Origin of the sequence: Brachybacterium squillarum M-6-3, from assembly GCF_000225825.1 — a bacterium.
GTDB lineage: Bacteria > Actinomycetota > Actinomycetes > Actinomycetales > Dermabacteraceae > Brachybacterium > Brachybacterium squillarum.
Genome location: NZ_AGBX01000006.1, coordinates 237,164 through 254,689, shown reverse-complemented (window position 1 = coordinate 254,689; position 17,526 = coordinate 237,164). Strand labels below are relative to the sequence as shown.

The 17,526-nt window shown below is 72.9% G+C and carries 20 protein-coding genes and 1 tRNA gene; 8 read left to right on the top strand and 13 right to left on the bottom strand.

Going from position 1 to position 17,526, the window contains the following annotated elements; genetic code table 11:
• Nucleotides 1-134: 134 nt before the first annotated feature.
• Nucleotides 135-497 (top strand): carboxymuconolactone decarboxylase family protein, encoded by a 363-nt coding sequence (locus OM98_RS08985; RefSeq protein ID WP_010534289.1) that lies wholly within the window; start codon nt 135-137, stop codon nt 495-497.
• A gap of 20 nt (nt 498-517) precedes the next feature.
• On the opposite strand, the gene OM98_RS08980 is transcribed toward OM98_RS08985, so the two are convergent.
• Nucleotides 518-1,660: a GmrSD restriction endonuclease domain-containing protein gene (locus OM98_RS08980; RefSeq protein WP_010534288.1), complete on the bottom strand. Its 1,143-nt coding sequence runs from the start codon at nt 1,658-1,660 to the stop codon at nt 518-520.
• 238 nt (nt 1,661-1,898) lie between these two features.
• Here OM98_RS08980 and OM98_RS08975 point away from each other — a divergent pair, with 238 nt between their 5' ends.
• Nucleotides 1,899-3,152: a M4 family metallopeptidase gene (locus OM98_RS08975; protein ID WP_010534287.1), complete on the top strand. Its 1,254-nt coding sequence runs from the start codon at nt 1,899-1,901 to the stop codon at nt 3,150-3,152.
• A 13-nt stretch (nt 3,153-3,165) separates the two neighbouring features.
• Here the strand turns inward: OM98_RS08975 and OM98_RS08970 are convergent, their stop codons facing one another.
• From OM98_RS08970 to OM98_RS08965, 3 genes are read right to left on the bottom strand one after another with little or no spacing between them, the layout of a single operon-like run.
• Entirely contained in the window at nt 3,166-4,308 is a 1,143-nt protein-coding gene (locus OM98_RS08970) for a PLP-dependent cysteine synthase family protein (protein ID WP_083837752.1), read from the bottom strand.
• A 38-nt stretch (nt 4,309-4,346) separates the two neighbouring features.
• On the bottom strand, nt 4,347-4,499 hold the full coding sequence (locus tag OM98_RS15870) for a hypothetical protein (RefSeq protein ID WP_010534285.1): 153 nt from the start codon (nt 4,497-4,499) through the stop codon (nt 4,347-4,349).
• Between the two features lie 27 nt (nt 4,500-4,526).
• Complete coding sequence (locus tag OM98_RS08965; protein ID WP_010534284.1) at nt 4,527-5,072, bottom strand: putative immunity protein; 546 nt, start codon at nt 5,070-5,072, stop codon at nt 4,527-4,529.
• Between the two features lie 52 nt (nt 5,073-5,124).
• Here OM98_RS08965 and OM98_RS14545 point away from each other — a divergent pair, with 52 nt between their 5' ends.
• Nucleotides 5,125-5,430, top strand: a complete 306-nt coding sequence (locus tag OM98_RS14545; RefSeq protein WP_175285968.1) for a nitroreductase family protein — start codon at nt 5,125-5,127, stop codon at nt 5,428-5,430.
• A 158-nt stretch (nt 5,431-5,588) separates the two neighbouring features.
• Here the strand turns inward: OM98_RS14545 and OM98_RS08955 are convergent, their stop codons facing one another.
• The 6 genes from OM98_RS08955 to OM98_RS08930 form a co-directional block, all read right to left on the bottom strand.
• A complete protein-coding gene (locus OM98_RS08955; RefSeq protein WP_010534282.1) occupies nt 5,589-6,410 on the bottom strand; it encodes a MerR family transcriptional regulator in 822 nt (273 codons plus the stop codon).
• Nucleotides 6,411-6,457: 47 nt separating this feature from the next.
• Complete coding sequence (locus OM98_RS08950; RefSeq protein ID WP_010534281.1) at nt 6,458-6,961, bottom strand: GyrI-like domain-containing protein; 504 nt, start codon at nt 6,959-6,961, stop codon at nt 6,458-6,460.
• Nucleotides 6,962-7,150: 189 nt separating this feature from the next.
• Nucleotides 7,151-7,223: transfer RNA gene (locus OM98_RS08945), tRNA-Ala, on the bottom strand.
• Between the two features lie 96 nt (nt 7,224-7,319).
• Nucleotides 7,320-8,225 (bottom strand): inositol monophosphatase family protein, encoded by a 906-nt coding sequence (locus OM98_RS08940; protein WP_010534280.1) that lies wholly within the window; start codon nt 8,223-8,225, stop codon nt 7,320-7,322.
• 104 nt (nt 8,226-8,329) lie between these two features.
• Nucleotides 8,330-9,178, bottom strand: coding sequence for a hypothetical protein (locus tag OM98_RS08935; RefSeq protein WP_010534279.1), 849 nt, complete (start codon nt 9,176-9,178; stop codon nt 8,330-8,332).
• A gap of 37 nt (nt 9,179-9,215) precedes the next feature.
• The gene (locus OM98_RS08930; protein WP_010534278.1) at nt 9,216-9,860 is read right to left on the bottom strand and encodes a GNAT family N-acetyltransferase; all 645 of its coding nucleotides are present in this window, start codon (nt 9,858-9,860) and stop codon (nt 9,216-9,218) included.
• A gap of 88 nt (nt 9,861-9,948) precedes the next feature.
• Between OM98_RS08930 and OM98_RS08925 the strand changes: the two genes are divergently transcribed.
• The 5 genes from OM98_RS08925 (at nt 9,949) to OM98_RS08905 (ending at nt 13,332) form a co-directional block, all read left to right on the top strand.
• Nucleotides 9,949-10,638 (top strand): 5-formyltetrahydrofolate cyclo-ligase, encoded by a 690-nt coding sequence (locus OM98_RS08925; protein WP_010534277.1) that lies wholly within the window; start codon nt 9,949-9,951, stop codon nt 10,636-10,638.
• Between the two features lie 58 nt (nt 10,639-10,696).
• Nucleotides 10,697-11,053: an FmdB family zinc ribbon protein gene (locus tag OM98_RS08920; RefSeq protein WP_010534276.1), complete on the top strand. Its 357-nt coding sequence runs from the start codon at nt 10,697-10,699 to the stop codon at nt 11,051-11,053.
• Nucleotides 11,054-11,139: 86 nt separating this feature from the next.
• Nucleotides 11,140-11,796 carry an SAF domain-containing protein gene (locus tag OM98_RS08915; protein ID WP_010534275.1) on the top strand — a complete coding sequence of 219 codons (657 nt, stop codon included), beginning with the start codon at nt 11,140-11,142 and terminating at the stop codon, nt 11,794-11,796.
• Nucleotides 11,797-11,877: 81 nt separating this feature from the next.
• Complete coding sequence (mscL, locus tag OM98_RS08910) at nt 11,878-12,309, top strand: large conductance mechanosensitive channel protein MscL (RefSeq protein ID WP_010534274.1); 432 nt, start codon at nt 11,878-11,880, stop codon at nt 12,307-12,309.
• 114 nt (nt 12,310-12,423) lie between these two features.
• On the top strand, nt 12,424-13,332 hold the full coding sequence (locus OM98_RS08905) for an HhH-GPD family protein (RefSeq protein ID WP_033195115.1): 909 nt from the start codon (nt 12,424-12,426) through the stop codon (nt 13,330-13,332).
• Between the two features lie 30 nt (nt 13,333-13,362).
• Here the strand turns inward: OM98_RS08905 and OM98_RS08900 are convergent, their stop codons facing one another.
• The 3 genes from OM98_RS08900 to OM98_RS08890 form a co-directional block, all read right to left on the bottom strand.
• Complete coding sequence (locus OM98_RS08900) at nt 13,363-13,860, bottom strand: amino-acid N-acetyltransferase (protein ID WP_010534272.1); 498 nt, start codon at nt 13,858-13,860, stop codon at nt 13,363-13,365.
• On the bottom strand, nt 13,857-14,657 hold the full coding sequence (locus OM98_RS08895) for a DedA family protein (RefSeq protein ID WP_010534271.1): 801 nt from the start codon (nt 14,655-14,657) through the stop codon (nt 13,857-13,859). The genes OM98_RS08900 and OM98_RS08895 overlap by 4 nt, the downstream gene beginning before the upstream one ends.
• A gap of 79 nt (nt 14,658-14,736) precedes the next feature.
• Nucleotides 14,737-17,328 carry an ATP-dependent Clp protease ATP-binding subunit gene (locus OM98_RS08890; RefSeq protein WP_010534270.1) on the bottom strand — a complete coding sequence of 864 codons (2,592 nt, stop codon included), beginning with the start codon at nt 17,326-17,328 and terminating at the stop codon, nt 14,737-14,739.
• Between the last annotated feature and the right edge of the window lie 198 nt (nt 17,329-17,526).

Genomic DNA, 17,526 nt, shown 5'->3' with positions numbered 1-17,526 from the left:
GCCCTGAGCGCTCACAGCAACCCGAACGTAGATCTCGGGGAGCCCGGGGCATCGAAGGGGTGCCCTCCCAGGGCCTCCCTCGTCGGCGACGACACGCCTAGCGTCGAGGACACCCACCGCAGAGGAGAGAAACCATGAGCGAGAGCACCGAGAGCACCGAGAGCACTGAGGGCACCGAGGGCGGGTGGACCGGCGGCAAGAACGCCTTCGGCGACTTCGCCCCCGGGATGGTCCACTACACCGACCGCGTCCTGTTCGACGAGGTGTGGGAGCGCGAGGGCCTGTCCACCCGCGACCGCAGTCTGGTCACCGTCGCGGCGCTCACCGCGATGGGCAAGATGGAGCAGCTGCAGTTCCACCTCGCCTACGCCCGCCAGAACGGCGTCACCGACGAGGAGCTGCAGGAGGCGCTGCTGCAGCTGGCCTTCTACGCCGGCTGGCCCAACGGGATGGGCGCCACCACCGTCCTCAAGGACATCATCGAGGGCGAAGGCTGATCTCCCCCCCGCGGCGGCGGTCACTCGCAGCCGATGCCGTCCCCGTCGCGGTCGAGCTTGCGGGAGTAGCCGGGGTCACCGGCCATGATCGGGTCGGCCCCCGCGGCGCGCACCGCGTCGCAGTTCTCGTAGTACACCGAGCCGCCGTCGTCCTCGGACTCCTCCTCGGCGGGTGCCTCCGTGGAGGGCTCCGGCTCCTGTGTCGTGGGTTCCGGCTCCTCCGTGGTCGGCTCCGGCTCCTCCGTCGTCGGCTCCGGCTCCTCCGTGGTGGGCTCGGGTTCCTCGGTCGTGGGCTCCGGCTCGGGCGTGGGAGAGGGCTCCTCGCGCGCCCCCTCCCCCTCGCCGGGCGCGGGCACGGCCTGGTCGTCGGCGAAGGCGGGCTGCTCCGGGCAGTCGGTGAGCACCTCGGTCATGGCATCCACCTCGGCGGGCTTCACCCACAGCTCGTACTTCTCCTTGACCGCGATCTGCCGCGCCACGTACTCGCAGCGGTAGCCACTGTTCGGCGGCAGCCAGGTGGCGGCGTCGCCGTCGCCCTTCTGGGAGTTCAGGTCGTCCTCGACGGCCAGCAGGTTCAGCGGGTCGTTGGCGAAGGCGTGCCGCGTCTGCTCGTCCCAGGAGTCGGCGCCGGTCTGCCAGGCGTCCGACAGGGCGACGACGTGGTCGATGTCCAGCGCCGGGTCGTCCTGCTTCACGAAGTCCACGGCGTCCCCGCTGTACGGGGAGGTGGCGAGCTCGCCGGAGAGCACCACGCAGCCCTGTGTGCCGTGCACCAACAGGATGTCGCGCAGGTCGCGGCGCAGCACGTCATTGCGGGTGTCGCAGCCGTTGCCGTCCACGTCCTGCCGCCAGCCGAACAGGTCCCGCTCGTAGCCGGTCTTGGGGGCGCGGCCCTTGACCTCGAGCGCGGCCAGCACCCCCAGCGCCGTGCTGGTGTCCGGGGTGGGGGTCGGCTCGCCATCATCCGAGGCGGCCGAGCTGGTCGCGGTGGGGGCCGGAGCGGTCACGGTGTCCTCGGCATCGAGCACCGCTCCCAGCACGCCGAGCGCGATGATCAGCAGGACGGCGAGGACGGAGCAGCCGCAGCAGGAGACGAGGGCGCCGAGGCCGATCTTCTGGCCGCGCGAGAAGGAGCGCACTCGGGCGGGGAGGCGGGAGGTCATGGGGAGAGGGCCTTCGCGACGGGAGAGGGGATGCCGCCCCGCGGCCGTGCGGCGTCCCGAGACGGCACGGGTGGACGGCACCGTCGATTCTCCCGGCCGACCAGCAGCGATCGACGATGCGACGCGGCACGACGGGTCTCGGAACGGTCTCGAACCGGGCACTCGGGGTCACGCCGTCCGACCGGTCGGATCGGGCGGGATCGCTGTCGTTCGTCGGACCCCTGCGGGAGGGTGAAACATGGCTCGACACACCGCAGACCCCGCCCGCCTCTCCCCCACCGACGCATCCGCCGCCGCCGTGTGCGGCATCGTCCCGCCGCACCTGCTGCAGCACCTCGCCCAGGACGCCGACCCGCAGGTGGCCCGCATGGCGCGGCGATCCCTGCAGAGCCGCCAGCGCGTCGGGGGTCTGCGACGGGTGCGCGGCTCCAGCGGGTCCGGCCGCTCCACCCCGGGTGCCACCGGCTTCGTGCCCGGCAACCTCACCGGCGCCGTAACGGAGGCCGAGGCGCCCGCCGCCACCGGCACTCCCACCCCGGAGCGCCGCATCCACGACGCCGAGCACACCACCGAGCTGCCCGGCACCCTGGTGCGCGCCGAGGGCGCCGAGCCGACCGGCGACGAGTCCGTGAACGAGGCCTACGACGGGCTCGGTCACACGTTCGATCTGCTCGCCGCGGTCTACGGCCGCAACTCCCTGGACGACGAAGGCCTGCCGCTGATCGCCACGGTCCACTACGACCGCGACTTCGCCAACGCCTTCTGGGACGGCGCGCAGATGGTGTTCGGGGACGGCGACGGGGAGATCTTCTCCTCCTTCACCGACAGCCTCGACGTGATCGCCCATGAGCTGGCCCACGGCCTCACCCAGTACACGGCCGGCTTCACCTACGTGGCCCAGCCCGGGGCGCTGAACGAGTCCGTCTCCGACGTGTTCGGCTCCCTGGTCAAGCAGCGCCTGCTCGGTCAGAGCGCCGAGGAGGCGGACTGGCTGATCGGGGAGGACATCTTCGTGCCGGGCGTGAACGCGAAGGCGCTGCGCTCGATGAAGGCGCCCGGCACCGCCTACGACGACCCGCGCCTGGGCACCGACCCGCAGCCCGCCACCATGGACGACTACGTGGTCCTCCCCCACGACGACGAGAACGACAACGGCGGCGTCCACATCAACTCCGGCATCCCCAACCACGCCTTCTACCTGGCCGCGACCGCCCTCGGCGGGAACGCCTGGGAGCGCGCCGGGCAGGTCTGGTACGACACGATCACCGGCCGCGGCATCCCCCAGGACGCCGACTTCGCCACCTTCGCCGGCCTCACCCTCACCCGCGCCGCCGAGCGCTACGGCGAGGACAGCGCGGAGCACACCGCGATCGCGGAGGCTTGGCGGAGCGTGGGGGTGCTGGACGCCGCCGGCGAGACGTCCGGGATCGACACGTCGGGGACCGAGACGTCGGGGGCGGAGTCGTCGGGATCGGGCCTTCCGCCGGCCTGATCCGATCCGGCGCTCAGACCGGGCGCGGCCCCGGCAGCGCGGCCTCCAGCTCGGCGAGCCAGGGGTCGAGGTCCCAGGCCTGGGCTGCCACCCAGTCGTCGTCGAAGTAGGTGTCGCGGTAGCGGTCCCCGCTGTCGCACAGCAGGGTGACGATGCTGCCGCTCTCCCCGCGGCGGCGCATCTCGGTGACGAGCCGGGCGACGGCCACGAGGTTGGTGCCGGTGGAGGCGCCGACGCGGCGGCCGAGCGCCGCGGAGAGGTGGCGTGCACCGGCCACGGAGGCCGCGTCGGGCACCTGGATCATGCGGTCGACCACCTCGGGCAGGAAGCTCGGTTCGCTGCGGGGCCGGCCGATGCCCTCGATGCGGGAGCCGCGGCCGGTGTCGATGCCGGTGCCGCCGTGCAGCCAGGTGGGGAAGAAGGCGGAGTTCTCGACGTCGGCGACGCAGAGGCCGGTGGCGTGGCGGTGGTAGCGGACGTAGCGGCCGAGGGTGGCGCTGGAGCCGCCGGTGCCGGCACCGACCACGATCCAGCGCGGGATGGGATGCGGCTCCTCGGCCAGCTGTTCGAAGGTCGAGGTGGCGATGTTGTTGTGGCCGCGCCAGTCGGTGGCGCGCTCGGCGAAAGTGAACTGGTCCATGAACAGGCCACCGGTGTCCCCGGCCAGGCGCCGGGCCTCCGGGGCCATCTGTTCGGCGGTCTCGACCAGGTGGCAGCGCCCGCCCTCCCCTTCGATGAGCGCGATCTTGGCGGCGCTGGTGGAGTGGGGCACCACCGCCACGAAGGGCACGCCGAGCAGCCGGGCCATGTGCGCCTCGGAGACGGCGGTGGATCCGGAGGAGGCCTCGATGACGTTCATGCCAGGGCGCAGCCAGCCGTTGACCAGGGCGTACATGAACAGGGAGCGGGCCAGGCGGTGCTTGAGGCTGCCGGTGACGTGGGTGGACTCGTCCTTGAGGTAGACCTCGATGCCCCAGTCCTCGGGCAGGTCGAGGCGCAGCAGGTGGGTGTCGGCGCTGCGCCGGTCGTCGGCCTCCAGGCGCCGGATGCGTTCGGCCACCCATTCCCGCGTCTGCGCGTCGAGGCGGTCGACGTCGTTGAGCTCCGCGAGGGAAGTCGGGGCAGGGTGCGCAGGATCGGCGGGTATGCGCCCCATCCTGGCAGGCCAGCGCTGCCCTGGCGGACCGAGGGCTCTCAGACCCCGAGGACGATCCGGGAGGAGAGCACCAGGCGCTCCACGAGGACCGCGGGGATCGGCCGACGGGGCGTGAAGGCGACGCCGGTCTTGGTGGCCGTGAGCCCTGCCGCGGCGGCGATGTGGGCGTCGTGGTCGGCGGTCTCGTCCATCAGCCCATTCTCCCTGCGTCTCTGGTGTCAGGCGCGAGACGCGGACTGCACCTCGGCCTGGATCTCCCGGACGGTCCCGGCCAGCGAGGCGGCGGTCAGCAGGCCCGGTCCGAGCGGACCGGAGGAGTCCTCCCCCAGCAGCGGCAGCCGCGCGAGGGCTGCGCAGGCGTCGTCACCCAGGTGCTCGATCTGCCACTGCACCTCCGCACGGCGCGCCGCCTCGGCGTCATCGCCGGCGAGCGCGGCGGCCTTGGCGGCATACGCCGCAGCTCCCAGGGCATGAGCCCCCATGTGGGCGACGCCCGAGGCCTGGCCGGCGGCGCGCGCCGCGGCGACGGCGGCCGGGGCGCTCACCGACCGCGCGGCACGTCCCGCCTCGAAACGTCGCCGGATCTCCCCGGCCGCGTCCAGCTCTCCCCGGCCGAAGGCGCGGGTCCGTTCGATCCCCTCGCGTGCCCGACCGTCCCCGGATCCCTCGGCCTCGAACAGCGGCAGCGCCCGCTCGGCGCAGTCCGCCGCCCACAGGGCCACGATCCGCCGGTCCGATTCGCTGAGGGTCTGCGGGGATGCCATGACCTCAGCGTGCCACTCGCGCACCGCGGCGTGGACGCAGGAGACTGACGACATGGCACTCTGCGACAGCCTCGAGGCCCCTGCTCTGCATCCGGCGCTGGCCGGTCGATTCAGCCCGACGCGCTTCGATCCGACCGCGGCCATCTCGCCGTCCTTGCGGGTCGTGAACCTGGCGCACGTGCTCGTCGAGGACTCCCCGCAGTGGGAGTTCTCGGAGTTCTCCCGCTACGACCTCGGCCAGGCCGTGGCGCACATGACGATCCAGGGCCTCGCGATGGGCCTGGACGCCCACCAGTTCCGCGCCTTCGACCGCGCGGGCATTGCCGCGAAGTTCTCCATGCCCGCCATGGGGAGGTGACCTCGATGACCGCCTTCGGAGTGGCCGCACCCGGGGACGCGGGCACGGCGTCCCCCGGCACGAGCCGGGAGCGGATGGGCCTCGAGGAGCTGGCCCGGGTGAGAGGAACTGAGTCCCTGTCCCGGGACGTCAAGGGTCTCGATCCGGTCCCCGAGCGCTCAGGTCACCGGACCGGAGAGGGGCAGCGCGACGTCGCAGCGGGGGACCTCCTCGTCCGCAACGGGCACGTAGACCTCCCGGGGAGGTCCCGCGGGCGTGAGTCCGAGGTGGGCGGCACGCAGCTGGACCGCGTCGAAGGCGGCGAGGATGCCCGGAAACTGGACGTCCTCCCTGCGGACCCGGGTGAACAGCTCCCGGTGGGCGGGCTCGATCCGGTGCGCCCGCTCGGGGTCCCCGATCGGGACGCACACCTCCACGGGGCCGTCGGATTCCCAGCCGACCTGCCCGTGGTAGATCACGCTGAGCCGACCCGCCACGCCGCCGCGGTCCTCGGCCAAGGCGACGAGCCGGGCGGCCTGCTCCCGGATGACGTCGGGGAGGTCCTTGGCCGCGGTGTGACGGGTCGCCGTCAGGAGCGCGACCGCGGGAACCTCGCGGAGAGAGACCTCGTACGCCGCCACGGCCGACTGCCCCTGCCCGGTGAGGGACCCGGCGTCGAGGGCGCCTTCGAGGTACCGGGCCAGGGACTGTCGCCGGGCGTGCTGCTCCGCCTCGCGTTCGCGATGCCGGGCGATCAGCGCCGCCCGCTCCCCCGGGTCCCGTCCCACCACCTCCCGGACCTGGTCCAGGGGCATGTCGAGGCGACGGAGCAGGGTGATGAGCCGGGCGGTCTCCACCTGCGCCCGACTGTACCGCCGGTACCCCGTATGCGGGTCCGTGGCGTCGGGCGTGAGCAGGCCCTTCTCGTCGTAGAGGCGCAGCGCCTTGGTCGAGAGCCACGTGGCCGTCGCGAACTCGCCGATGGTCAGGTGGCCGCTCATGGTTCCGCGCCTCTCCTCGATCGCCGTGGCTTCGTCCGACTGTGCGCTCACGCGGTCGCGTAGAGCAGCTCGGTCACCCATCGGGAGGTGTCGGGCTCCTCGGCCGGGTCCGTGAGGTAGTGCTCCGCGTGGCCCGTCCAGGGGGTTCTGTGGTCGTCCCGTGCCGCCTCGAGTCGGTGACCGTGGGTCTCGGCCCAGGTCCTCACCTCGGCGTCCGCGGCGGGGATCTCATCCGGCGCCCCCTCATATCGGCCGACGATGTAGGTGCCGGCGGGCAGGCTGCCGAGCACGAGACCGTTCGTGGGCGTCACCGGCTCGGCGACGGGGACCGCGACGGTGAGGTCCACCGGATCCTCGGGGCCTCCCACGTGGCGGTAGACGAACAGCGGGCCGCTCTGCGGCACGATCTGGTGCTCCGCAAGCCACTGGAAGACGCGCGGCACCATGTCGTTGGGCCCGTCGGGTGCGCCGAACTCGGAGTACCGGGCCGTGACGGGGATGCCGACGTAGTGGATCGTGGGTCGGTCCTGGGTGGAGACGCTGAGGGTCATCGGAATGCTCCTGTCGATACGGGGACGGCGGCGGTCCCGCCATCTGCACCCACCCCACGGCTTCCCCCAAGGGCGGGGTCAAGCGGAATCAGCCGAGCCGAACAGTCGCCTGTCTCGCAACCCGAGAACTCACGAAAAAACCTGAGCCGCGGCACCCTCGGTCGAGGATGTCGCGGCTCAGGCCAGAAGTGGAGCTAGGGGGATTCGAACCCCCGACCTTCTCATTGCGAACGAGACGCGCTACCAACTGCGCCATAGCCCCATGTCGTCGAGCGACCACGACAGATTAGCACTGCTCAGGGGCCGTCCGCCCGCTCAGGGGCGGGCCTTGACGAGGATCACAGGCCCGCCACCGGGCTCATACCCGGGCGTCGCGCAGGGCCTGCACCTCGTCCAGCAGGGTGTCCAGCAGCTCGAGGCGCTCGGGGCCGGTACAGGCCGCGTAGGCGGGGCGCAGGTGGTCGGGGCGGTCCGCGGGGCCGGTGCCGGGCCAGGTGCGGAGGGAGCCGCCGGCGCGGGTGAGCAGGTGGAAGCCGGCGGCGATGTCCCAGGCGTTGATGGAGGCGAGCGCCGTGGCGTCGGCCCGGCCGGCCGCGACGTAGGCCAGCTCCAGGGCGGCGGTGCCGAGGTGGCGCACGGCGGAGAACTCCTCGTGCACGGCGATGTTCATCCGGCCGGCCTGCTCGGGCAGCTCGCGGCTGATGCGGTGGCCGGGGAAGCCGGACAGCACCAGGGCGTCGCGGGCGGGGCGGGTGGCGCGCGGCTCGACGGGGACACCATTGACCATCATCGGGCCGTCGGCGGCGGTGAAGACCTCCCCGAGGATGGGCGCGTCGATCACCCCGGCTACCAGCTCCTCCCCCACCGCGATGCCGATGGAGACACAGAACAGGGGCAGGCCGGACGCGAAGTTGCTGGTGCCGTCGATGGGGTCGACGTAGAACGTCACCACGTCCGCGGGATCACCGGACCCCGGGGCGTCATCGTCCGCGGAACGCTCCCCGCCCTCCTCGCCGACGATGCGGCAACCGGGCAGCTCGCGGCGCAGGGCGGCGACGATGATCTCCTCGCTGGCGCGGTCGTGCTCGGTGACGATGTCCTGGCTGGAGGTCTTGTACTCGCGGGAGATGTGGTCGCGGTCCAGGGAGCGCAGGTAGTCGGCGGCCTCCGCGGCGGCGGACTCGGCGATGCGGAGGAGTTCGGCGGGGGCCGGCACCTCCGCGGTGGGGACGGACGGGGCCTCGGGGCGGGGTGCGGTGCTCATCGCCGCCAGCCTATCGAGCCGCGCCTCAGCACAGACGATCCTCAACACGAGGACGGGGCCGGGACGCGCGATGCGTCCCGGCCCCGTGGCCTGCGAGTGTCCGCTCAGGCGCGGCGGCGCTCCAGGATCTCGTCGAGGTGGAGGTCGACCGCGGGCGCGGCGATCGCCTCGTCCTTGGCCTCGATCTCCTCGATGCCCTCGCGCTCGAGCGGGGTGCCGCCCTGGCGCATGCCGGCGCGGTGGGCCGCGTGGCGGGTGGCGAGGTCGTCGACCTCGCCGCGCAGGGTGTAGGTGGGCTGCGGGACGGGCCGCGGCATCCACTCGCCGGGGGTGGTGACCTGGACGGTGGCGCGCTCGGCGGTGTCCTCGAGGTCCGTGCGAGGCGCGGCGGTCGCGGTGCGCTCGCGCTCGAGGGCCTTCTGCGCCTCGACGCGGTCGGCTTCCTCGATCTTGGCCAGCGCCGCGGCGCGCTTCAGGCGGGTGCGGCGCTGCAGCTCGGCGCGACGCAGGCCCACCAGGTAGGCGGTCAGGCCCACGCCGGCGACGACGGGCAGGGCCCAGTGGACCATTCCGGCGACGGCGAGGCCCGCGAGGGCGAGGGTGGCGACGATCAGGCCACCGAGGACGAGGCCGAGGGTGCGGCGGGAGCGGGCGCGCTCGGCCAGCGGGTCCAGGCGCTCGCCCGGCTCGGCGTCGAAGCGGGGGCGGCTGGTGGGATCGGCGGGGCGCATCAGCAGACGGTCCTGGGACATGCGGGAACTCACCTCACGGGAAGGGCGGGCGGTGTGGACGGCCGCGGAGAGATCGCGGGCGGCGGAGGGGGACGCGGCGTCCTGGGATGCGCGGGCGCGCCCCATCACGTCGCGGCGGGCCGCGGTGCGCGGCAGGGCATAGCCCAGCCACAGCAGCAGCAGGAGGACGAACAGCACGGCCCCGAGATTGAAGGACTCCACCCGCCCAAGGGTAATGACACCGATGTGATTCGGCTGGTCACGCGGTGGGCGTGTCGGCCACGGACTCCATCGGATCGTCGGTGGGGCCGGTGAGGCGGGCCATCATGCCGTGGCCGGCGTCGTCGGTGTCCAGTTCCTCGGCGGTGATGGCGAAGACGAGGTGGTCGCGCCAGGCGCCGTCGACGTGGATCGCGCGGGGCCTCAGCCCCTCGGCGCGCAGCCCCAGCTTCTCGACCACGCGCAGGCTGGCGGTGTTCTCGGGGCGCACGGTCACCTCGATGCGGTGCATGCCCATCTCGGTGAACAGGTGGTCGATGACCAGGGCGGCGGCGCGCGGCACGAGGCCGCGACCGGCGGCGGCGCGGTCGATCCAGTAGCCGAGCACGGCGGTGCGCACGGCCCCGTACTGCAGGGGCCCGGCCGTGATCTGGCCCACGATCTTCCCCTCGACGACCATCACCAGGGGCAGGCCGACGCCGACGCGGGCCTGCTGCTCGTTCCAGCGGCGCAGCGCGGAGAAGGAGGGGCGCTGGGCGGGATGCTCGGGGTCGGTGGCGTCCCAGGGCCGCAGCCAGTGGCGGTTGCGCTGGCGCAGCGCCTCGAAGGCGAAGCGGTCCCGCCGCCGCAGCGGGCGGAGGACCAGCTCGCCGTCGCGGAGGACCAGGGGCCAGGTGTGCGCCATCGCGTCATCGTAGACGCGGCTGTGGCACGCTTCGGGCATGGAGCAGCGAGGGGGCGAGGCGGGACACGGGCCTGATGGATCCGTAGCGGTGGACGACGAGGATCCGATGGCCCGCAAGGCCGCCTGGCGCACCCGGCTGCGGCGGGCCCGCCGCGAGCGCGCGACCCGCCCCGGAGCCGCCCGCGAGCGGGAGCTGCAGGCGCGGCTGCTGGGCGGCCACGCCGGGGCGCTGCTGGCCGGGGTCCCCGGGCTCGACGGCCGCCCCTCCCCCGACGGCGTCTCCCGCGGCCGCGCTGCCCCGCGGGTGGCCCTGTTCCATCCACTGCCGAGCGAGCCGCCCGTGCTGCCGCTGGCCGCGCACCTGCGGGCCCGCGGTGCCGAGCTGCTGTTCCCGGTGCACGCGGAGGGCCCCGAGCTGGGATGGGTGGTCTGGGACGGCGAGGACTTCGCCCCCTCGTCGGGACGCGGCTTCGGCGCCGAGCCCGGCGGCACCCGACTCGGCCCCGACGCCCTGGCCACCGCCGCGCTCGTGCTGACCCCGGCGCTGGCCGTGGACCTCGCGGGCACCCGGCTCGGCCACGGCGGCGGCTACTACGACCGGGCGCTCGCGCACGTGCGCGAGGGTGTGCCCGTGGTGACGATCGTGCACCCGCACGAGGTGCTGCCGGCGGGCGCCCTGCCGCGGATGCCCCACGACCGGCCGGTGCCGCGTGCTCTCACCGCGAGCGGCCTCACACGGCTGGACCGGGGCGTCCGGGCCGGCGGCGCGGAGTCGTAGAATCGTCCGCGGCCCCGGCGACGGGCGCCCCCGCCCGCTCATCCCCGGAGGAACCCAGGTGCCCACCTACGCCTACGCCTGCAAGAACTGCGGTCACCGCTTCGAGCAGTACCAGTCCTTCAGCGAGGACTCGCTGACGGTGTGCCCGAACTGCGGCGAGCCGACCCTGCGCAAGGTGTTCGACTCGGTGGGCGTCGTGTTCAAGGGCTCCGGCTTCTACTCCACCGATGCGAAGACCTCCGGGGCGAACAGCGTGGGCGGCTCCGGCGAGAAGGGCTCCACGGGATCGACGGAGAAGAGCTCCTCCGAGAGCAGCGGCTCCTCCTCGGGCGCCTCGACCGGCGGCTCCTCCGCCGGGTCCTCGTCCTCGACGGGCTCCTCCTCGAGCGGCTCCGCACAGGCCGCCTCCTCCTGACCCGCGCGGTTCCTCCCCATCGGGGGCCTGTCCCCCGCCACTCGGCACCTCCGCCGACGGTGACCGCTGCTGCGTAGCGTGCGGCCATGCTCACCCGGATCCGCGCCCAGCTCCCCTCCTGGCGGCGTGCCCTGCGCCGTCGCCGCCGCCTGCTGGTGTTGCTGCTCTGTGCCTGCCTGATCGCCCTGGCGCTTCCGCCCCTGGCCGCCGCGGTGCAACCGGCCGACCGCCGCGGGGTCGCCGTGGTCGCGGCCGCAGTGGACGTGCCCGCCGGGACGGCGCTCGGGGCCACGGACCTGACCACGGTGCGGGTCGCCGCCACCCTGGTGCCCGCGGGCGCCGCCACCGACCCGGATGCGCTGCTCGGCACCCGCACGTCCACGGCGATCCCCGCGGGCAGCCCGATCCTCCCGGCCATGCTGCGAGCCGAGGCCGCGGCGGAGCTCCCGGCGGGCGAGGTGGCGATGGTGATCACCGCCCCGGGCTTGCTGGCGGGCCAGCTCGGCCCCGGCACCCCGGTGGAGCTGCTGGCGGGAATGCCCGAATCGGGCGTGCCGCGTCACATCCCGGCACATGTCGTGCAGATCTCGTCGGCGAGCGGCGGGGAGCTGCCGATGGGCGAGGATGCGGGCCTTACCTCGGCAGACGAGGTGGAGGTGGTGGTGCGCCTGGCGAGGGAGGACGCCGGGGACCTCGCGCGGGCGCAGCGGGAGGGCTGGTTGACCGTCTCCGTCGTCGGTTAGAGTCCGCTCGGGCTGCGCCGGTGACCGCCCGGTCGAACGCACGGCCTTCCATCCCACCCTTTCCCAGTTAGGAAGATCCCCATGAAGGGCTTCAAGGAATTCATCATGCGGGGCAACGTCCTCGACCTCGCGGTCGGCGTCGTCATCGGCTCCGCCTTCACCGCGCTCATCACCGCCTTCGTCGACAATCTGATCCAGCCGGTCATCGCCGTTTTCGGCGGTACGAACGTCAACGGCCTCGCCTTCTTCATCCGTGAGGAAAACGAGGCGACCCTGGTGAACTTCGGCGCCGTCATCTCCGCCGTGATCGCCTTCCTGATCACCGCGGCCGTCGTCTACTTCGTGTTCGTGCTCCCCGTGAACACCGCGACCAAGATGGACCGCAAGCGCCGCGGCCTGCCCCCGGAGGAGGAGACCCCGGTGGCCGAGGACATCGCGCTGCTCACCGAGATCCGCGACGCGCTGCAGACCCAGAACCAGGCGGCCGCGACCGACCAGCGTCCGCAGGCCTGATCGGCCGCACGCTCGCCGGACGCATTCCGGCTCCCCACGGCGGGGCGGGACCACACGGTCCCGCCCCGCCGTTCCTGTGCGAGGACCGCCTTCGCGGTGAGGTACGGTCCCCGGGTGCCCCACTCCCCCGCTCCCGCCGCGCCGCCCGTGCTGGACGACGCCGCGGTCGACGCGGTGCTGGACTGGTACCGGGCCGAGGCGCGCGACCTGCCCTGGCGGCACGAGGACGCGAGCGCCTGGGGGATCCTGGTCTCCGAGGTGATGCTGCAGCAGACGCCGGTGGTGCGGGTGCTGCCCCGCTGGCTCGCCTGGATGGAGGCCTGGCCGACCCCGGCCGACCTCGCCGACGCCCCCATCGCGGAGGTGCTGCGGGCCTGGGACCGCCTGGGGTATCCGCGCCGCGCCCTGCGCCTGCAGGAGTGCGCCCGCGCGATCGTCGCCCGCCACGGCGGCGAGGTGCCCTGCGGCGAGGACGCCCTGCGGGCCCTGCCCGGGATCGGGGAGTACACGGCCGCCGCGGTCACGGCTTTCGCCCATCACGGTCGCGCGGTGGTGGCGGACACGAACATCCGTCGGGTACTGGCCCGCGCCGCGCTCGGCACCGCGCTGCCGGCCCCCTCCTACACGGCGGCCGAACGGGCCGTGGTCACCGCGAGCGTGCCCGGGGACACAGTCCGCTCGGTGCGCTGGAACCAGGCGGTGATGGAGCTGGGGGCGCTGGTGTGCACGGCCCGATCGCCGCGCTGCGCGGTCTGCCCGCTGGCGTCGGGGCACTGCGCCTGGGTGGCGGCCGGGTCCCCGGCCGCACCGGCCGATGCGCCGCGCCGGGTGCAGCGCTTCGAGGGCACCGACCGGCAGCTGCGCGGGCAGATCATGGCGCTGCTGCGGGAGCACGGCCGGGCCGATGCCGCGGCGATCGCCGCCCTGGACACGGAGGACCCGGAGCGGGTGGCCCGCTGCCGGGCCTCGCTGCTGGCCGACGGGCTGGTCGCCGCCGACGGCGAGGCGCTGCGCCTACCCTGACCCGACTCCCCGGACGGGCCCCGGCAGGCGTCAGAGCTGCGCGATCATCCGGGTGTTGCCCAGGGTGTTGGGCTTGACCCGCGCCAGGTCCAGGAACTCCGCGATGCCCTCGTCCGGGGAGCGCAGCAGCTGGCCGTACAGCTCCGGGTCCACCGCCTCCGCCATCGGCACGAAGCCGTGGCGGGCGAAGAACTCCGTCTCGAAGGTCAGGCAGAACACGCGCGCCAGGCCCAGCTCGCGGGCGCGGCCCAGCAGCGCCTCGAGCATGCGGTGCCCGGTGCCGGTGCCGAGCACCCGCTCGCTCACCGCGAGGGTGCGCACCTCGGCGAGGTCCTCCCACATCACGTGCAGGGCGCCGCAGCCCACCACGGTGCCGTCCTCGTCCACGGCCACCTGGAACTCCTGGACGGCCTCGTAGAAGGAGACCAGGTCCTTGCCCAGCAGGATCCCGCGGTGGGCCAGCGGCTCGACCACGTCGTTGATGCCGCGCACGTCGGCGGGACGGGCAGGGCGGATGGTGATGCTCATCGGTGCTCCCCCTCGGCGATGGAGGCGTCCTTCGTCGACACCTCGGACGGGGAGGCGGGCGAGGAGACGGCCTCGCCCTCGGCGTAGGTGGCGGAGGGCTCCTCCCCCGGCAGGGAGGTGCGGTCGGTCGGGACCTCCCCGCGGCGCTCGGCGCGCAGGTCCAGCACCCGGTGCAGGGCGCTGATCAGCCGTTCCACCACCAGGGCCAGGACCACGGCGGCCACCAGGGCCACGGTGATGGCCAGCAGGTGGTTGTCCTCGAACCAGGCGCCGGCCACGGCCCCGATCGCGCAGGAGTAGACGGCCCACACGAAGGTGGACAGCAGGGAGCGCGGCCAGAAGCGGGCGTGCGGGTAGCCCACCGCGCCGGCCACCAGGTTCACAGCGGTGCGGCCGAAGGGGATGTAGCGCGCGGTCATCAGGAACAGCAGTGCTCGGCGCTGCAGGCCGCGGTCGGCGGCCTCCACGGCGCGGCGGCCCTTGCCCTCGCGCAGGAAGCGGAACCGCTCCCAGCCCACCTTCTTGCCGATCCAGAAGCCCATGTTGTCGCCCGCCCAGGCGCCCATCCAGGCGGCCAGGCAGATCAGCCAGATGTACGGCTGGCCCGAGGAGGACCACAGGGAGGACAGGGTGACGATGGTGGACTCGCTGGGCACCGTCGGGAAGAAGCCGTCGAAGGCGGCGAAGCCGAGCACCACCAGGTAGACCCACCAGGCGTCGGCGACGAGCAGCACCCACTCCTCGAGCTGGCCGCTGAAGTGCAGCGCCCAGTCCAGCAGCTCCCGCAGGGTATCCACGTGCGATCTCGCTTCCCCGGGCCGCGCGCCCGGATACGACGGAACCGGCCCCACACGTGGTGGGGCCGGTTCCCCCGGCTCAGTTGGCGGTCGCCTCTGCGTCCTCGGAGGCCCCCGAGGAGTCGGCGGCGTCATTGTCCGGGCGGGCCACCTCGTCGGCGCGGGCCTCGGTCATCGCCTCGAGGTCGACGGTGTCGCTGATCGCCTCCAGCTCGCCGTTCTCGCCGCGGCGGGCGAAGGTGAGCTCGCCGAGCAGGCCCTCGCCCTCGGCGCCGACGACGATCTCGTCGCCCACGCGCACCTGGCCGAAGAGGATCTTCTCGGAGAGGGTGTCCTCGATGTCGCGCTGGATGGTGCGGCGCAGCGGCCGGGCGCCCAGCACGGGGTCGTAGCCCTTCTCGGCCAGCAGCGCCTTGGCGCCGTCGGTCAGGGTGATCGCCATGTCCTTCTCGCTCAGGCGGGTCTCCAGCTTCGCGACCATGAGGTCGACGATCTGGATGATCTCGGACTGGGAGAGCTGCGGGAACACCACGATGTCGTCGACACGGTTCAGGAACTCGGGCTTGAAGTGCTGCTTGAGCTCCTCGTTCACCTTCGCCTTCATCCGCTCGTAGTCGGTGGCGAGGTCGCCGCCGGCCTGGAAGCCCATGGACACGCCCTTGGCGATGTCCCGGGTGCCGAGGTTCGTGGTCATGATGATGACGGTGTTCTTGAAGTCCACCGTGCGGCCCTGCGAGTCGGTCAGGCGGCCGTCCTCGAGGATCTGCAGCAGCGAGTTGAAGATGTCGACGTGGGCCTTCTCCACCTCGTCGAACAGCACCACGCTGAACGGCTTGCGACGCACCTTCTCGGTGAGCTGGCCGCCCTCGTCGTAGCCGACGTACCCGGGGGGCGAGCCGAACAGCCGCGAGGCGGTGTGCTTCTCGCCGAACTCGGACATGTCCAGCTGGATGAGGGAGTCCTCGTCGCCGAACAGGAACTCCGCCAGCGCCTTGGCCAGCTCGGTCTTGCCGACGCCGGTGGGGCCCGCGAAGATGAACGAGCCGCCGGGGCGCTTGGGGTCCTTCAGACCCGCACGGGTGCGGCGGATCGCCTGGGACAGGGCCTTGATGGCCTCGTCCTGACCGATGACGCGCTTGTGCAGCTCGTCCTCCATGTGCAGCAGGCGCGAGGACTCCTCCTCGGTCAGCTTCACGATCGGGATGCCGGTCGCGGCGGCCAGCACCTCGGCGATGACCTCCTCGGAGACGGTGGAGACGACGTCGGAGTCGCCGTGGCGCCAGGCCTTCTCCTTCTCGTCCCGCTCGGTCTTGAGCTGCTGCTCGGTGTCGCGCAGGGAGGCGGCGAGCTCGAAGTCCTGCCCGTCGATCGCCTCCTCCTTCTGCTTGCGGGTGTCCTCGATCCGGGTGTCGAACTCCTTGAGCTCGGGCGGGGCGGTGAGACGACGGATCCGCAGGCGCGCACCGGCCTCGTCGATCAGGTCGATCGCCTTGTCCGGCAGGAAGCGGTCGTTGATGTAACGGTCGGCGAGGTTCGCCGCGGAGACCAGCGCCGCATCGGTGATGGTCACCTTGTGGTGGGCCTCGTAGCGGTCGCGCAGCCCCTTGAGGATCTCCACCGTGTGCACGATGGAGGGCTCGTCGACCTGGATCGGCTGGAAGCGGCGCTCGAGGGCCGCGTCCTTCTCGATGTGCTTGCGGTACTCCTCCAACGTGGTGGCGCCGATGGTCTGCAGCTCGCCGCGGGCCAGCATCGGCTTGAGGATGCTGGCGGCGTCGATCGCACCCTCGGCGGCGCCCGCCCCGACGAGGGTGTGGATCTCGTCGATGAACAGGATGATGTCGCCGCGCGTGCGGATCTCCTTGAGCACCTTCTTCAGACGCTCCTCGAAGTCGCCGCGGTAGCGGGAGCCGGCCACCAGGGAGCCGAGGTCCAGCGTGTAGAGCTGCTTGTCCTTGAGGGTCTCGGGGACGTCCCCGGCCACGATGGACTGGGCCAGGCCCTCGACGACGGCGGACTTGCCGACGCCGGGCTCGCCGATCAGCACCGGGTTGTTCTTGGTGCGGCGGGAGAGCACCTGCATGACACGCTCGGCCTCGTGCTCGCGGCCGATCACCGGGTCCAGGTTGCCGTCGCGGGCGGCCTGGGTGAGGTTGCGGCCGAACTGGTCCAGCACCAGCGAGCCGGAGGGCTGGCCCTCGGCGGGGCCGCCGGCGGTCGCGGGCTCCTTGCCCTGGTAGCCGGAGAGGCGCTCGATGACCTCCTGGCGCACCGCGGCGGGCTCGGCCTTCAGCCGGGAGAGCACCTTGACGGCGGTGCCCTCGCCCTCGCGCAGCAGACCCAGCAGGATGTGCTCGGTGCCGATGTAGTTGTGGCCCAGCTGCAGCGCCTCGCGCAGGGACAGCTCGAGCACCTTCTTGGCGCGGGGGGTGAACGGGATGTGCCCGCTCGGGGTCTGGTTCCCCTCGCCGATGATGTCGCGGACCTGCTCGCGGACCGCGTCGAGGGTGACGCCGAGGGCCTCCAGGGCCTTGGCGCCGACGCCCTCGTTCTCGTGGATCAGGCCGAGCAGGATGTGCTCGGTCCCGATGTAGTTGTGGTTCAGCAGACGGGCTTCGTCCTGCGCCAGGACGACGACGCGGCGAGCCCGGTCGGTGAAGCGTTCGAACATGGTCCTCCCCCATTCGGGTGTGGTGATGGATCGAGACTACGCGCCGGATCCCGGAAGGTCGCGGGTGTTCGCCGCGGGCGTGACAGCCTGTGACGGCGCGGTGGACGGGCCGGTCGCGGAGCGTGTGTGCTGGGCGCGCGACCCTCCGGAGCCGTTCCATACGGCCAGGCGCGGCGTCTTCCGCCCGATGTCCGGCGC

Coding starts and splice junctions, on each gene's coding strand:
- OM98_RS08980 (WP_010534288.1), bottom strand. CDS start 1,660: ATGACCTCCCGCCTCCCCGCCCGAGTGCGCTCCTTCTCGCGCGGCCAG.
- OM98_RS08975 (WP_010534287.1), top strand. CDS start 1,899: ATGGCTCGACACACCGCAGACCCCGCCCGCCTCTCCCCCACCGACGCA.
- OM98_RS08940 (WP_010534280.1), bottom strand. CDS start 8,225: ATGAGCACCGCACCCCGCCCCGAGGCCCCGTCCGTCCCCACCGCGGAG.
- OM98_RS08955 (WP_010534282.1), bottom strand. CDS start 6,410: ATGAGCGGCCACCTGACCATCGGCGAGTTCGCGACGGCCACGTGGCTC.
- mscL (WP_010534274.1), top strand. CDS start 11,878: ATGAAGGGCTTCAAGGAATTCATCATGCGGGGCAACGTCCTCGACCTC.
- OM98_RS08890 (WP_010534270.1), bottom strand. CDS start 17,328: ATGTTCGAACGCTTCACCGACCGGGCTCGCCGCGTCGTCGTCCTGGCG.
- OM98_RS08915 (WP_010534275.1), top strand. CDS start 11,140: ATGCTCACCCGGATCCGCGCCCAGCTCCCCTCCTGGCGGCGTGCCCTG.
- OM98_RS08900 (WP_010534272.1), bottom strand. CDS start 13,860: ATGAGCATCACCATCCGCCCTGCCCGTCCCGCCGACGTGCGCGGCATC.
- OM98_RS08985 (WP_010534289.1), top strand. CDS start 135: ATGAGCGAGAGCACCGAGAGCACCGAGAGCACTGAGGGCACCGAGGGC.
- OM98_RS15870 (WP_010534285.1), bottom strand. CDS start 4,499: ATGGACGAGACCGCCGACCACGACGCCCACATCGCCGCCGCGGCAGGG.
- OM98_RS08970 (WP_083837752.1), bottom strand. CDS start 4,308: ATGGGGCGCATACCCGCCGATCCTGCGCACCCTGCCCCGACTTCCCTC.
- OM98_RS14545 (WP_175285968.1), top strand. CDS start 5,125: ATGGCACTCTGCGACAGCCTCGAGGCCCCTGCTCTGCATCCGGCGCTG.
- OM98_RS08950 (WP_010534281.1), bottom strand. CDS start 6,961: ATGACCCTCAGCGTCTCCACCCAGGACCGACCCACGATCCACTACGTC.
- OM98_RS08965 (WP_010534284.1), bottom strand. CDS start 5,072: ATGGCATCCCCGCAGACCCTCAGCGAATCGGACCGGCGGATCGTGGCC.
- OM98_RS08930 (WP_010534278.1), bottom strand. CDS start 9,860: ATGGCGCACACCTGGCCCCTGGTCCTCCGCGACGGCGAGCTGGTCCTC.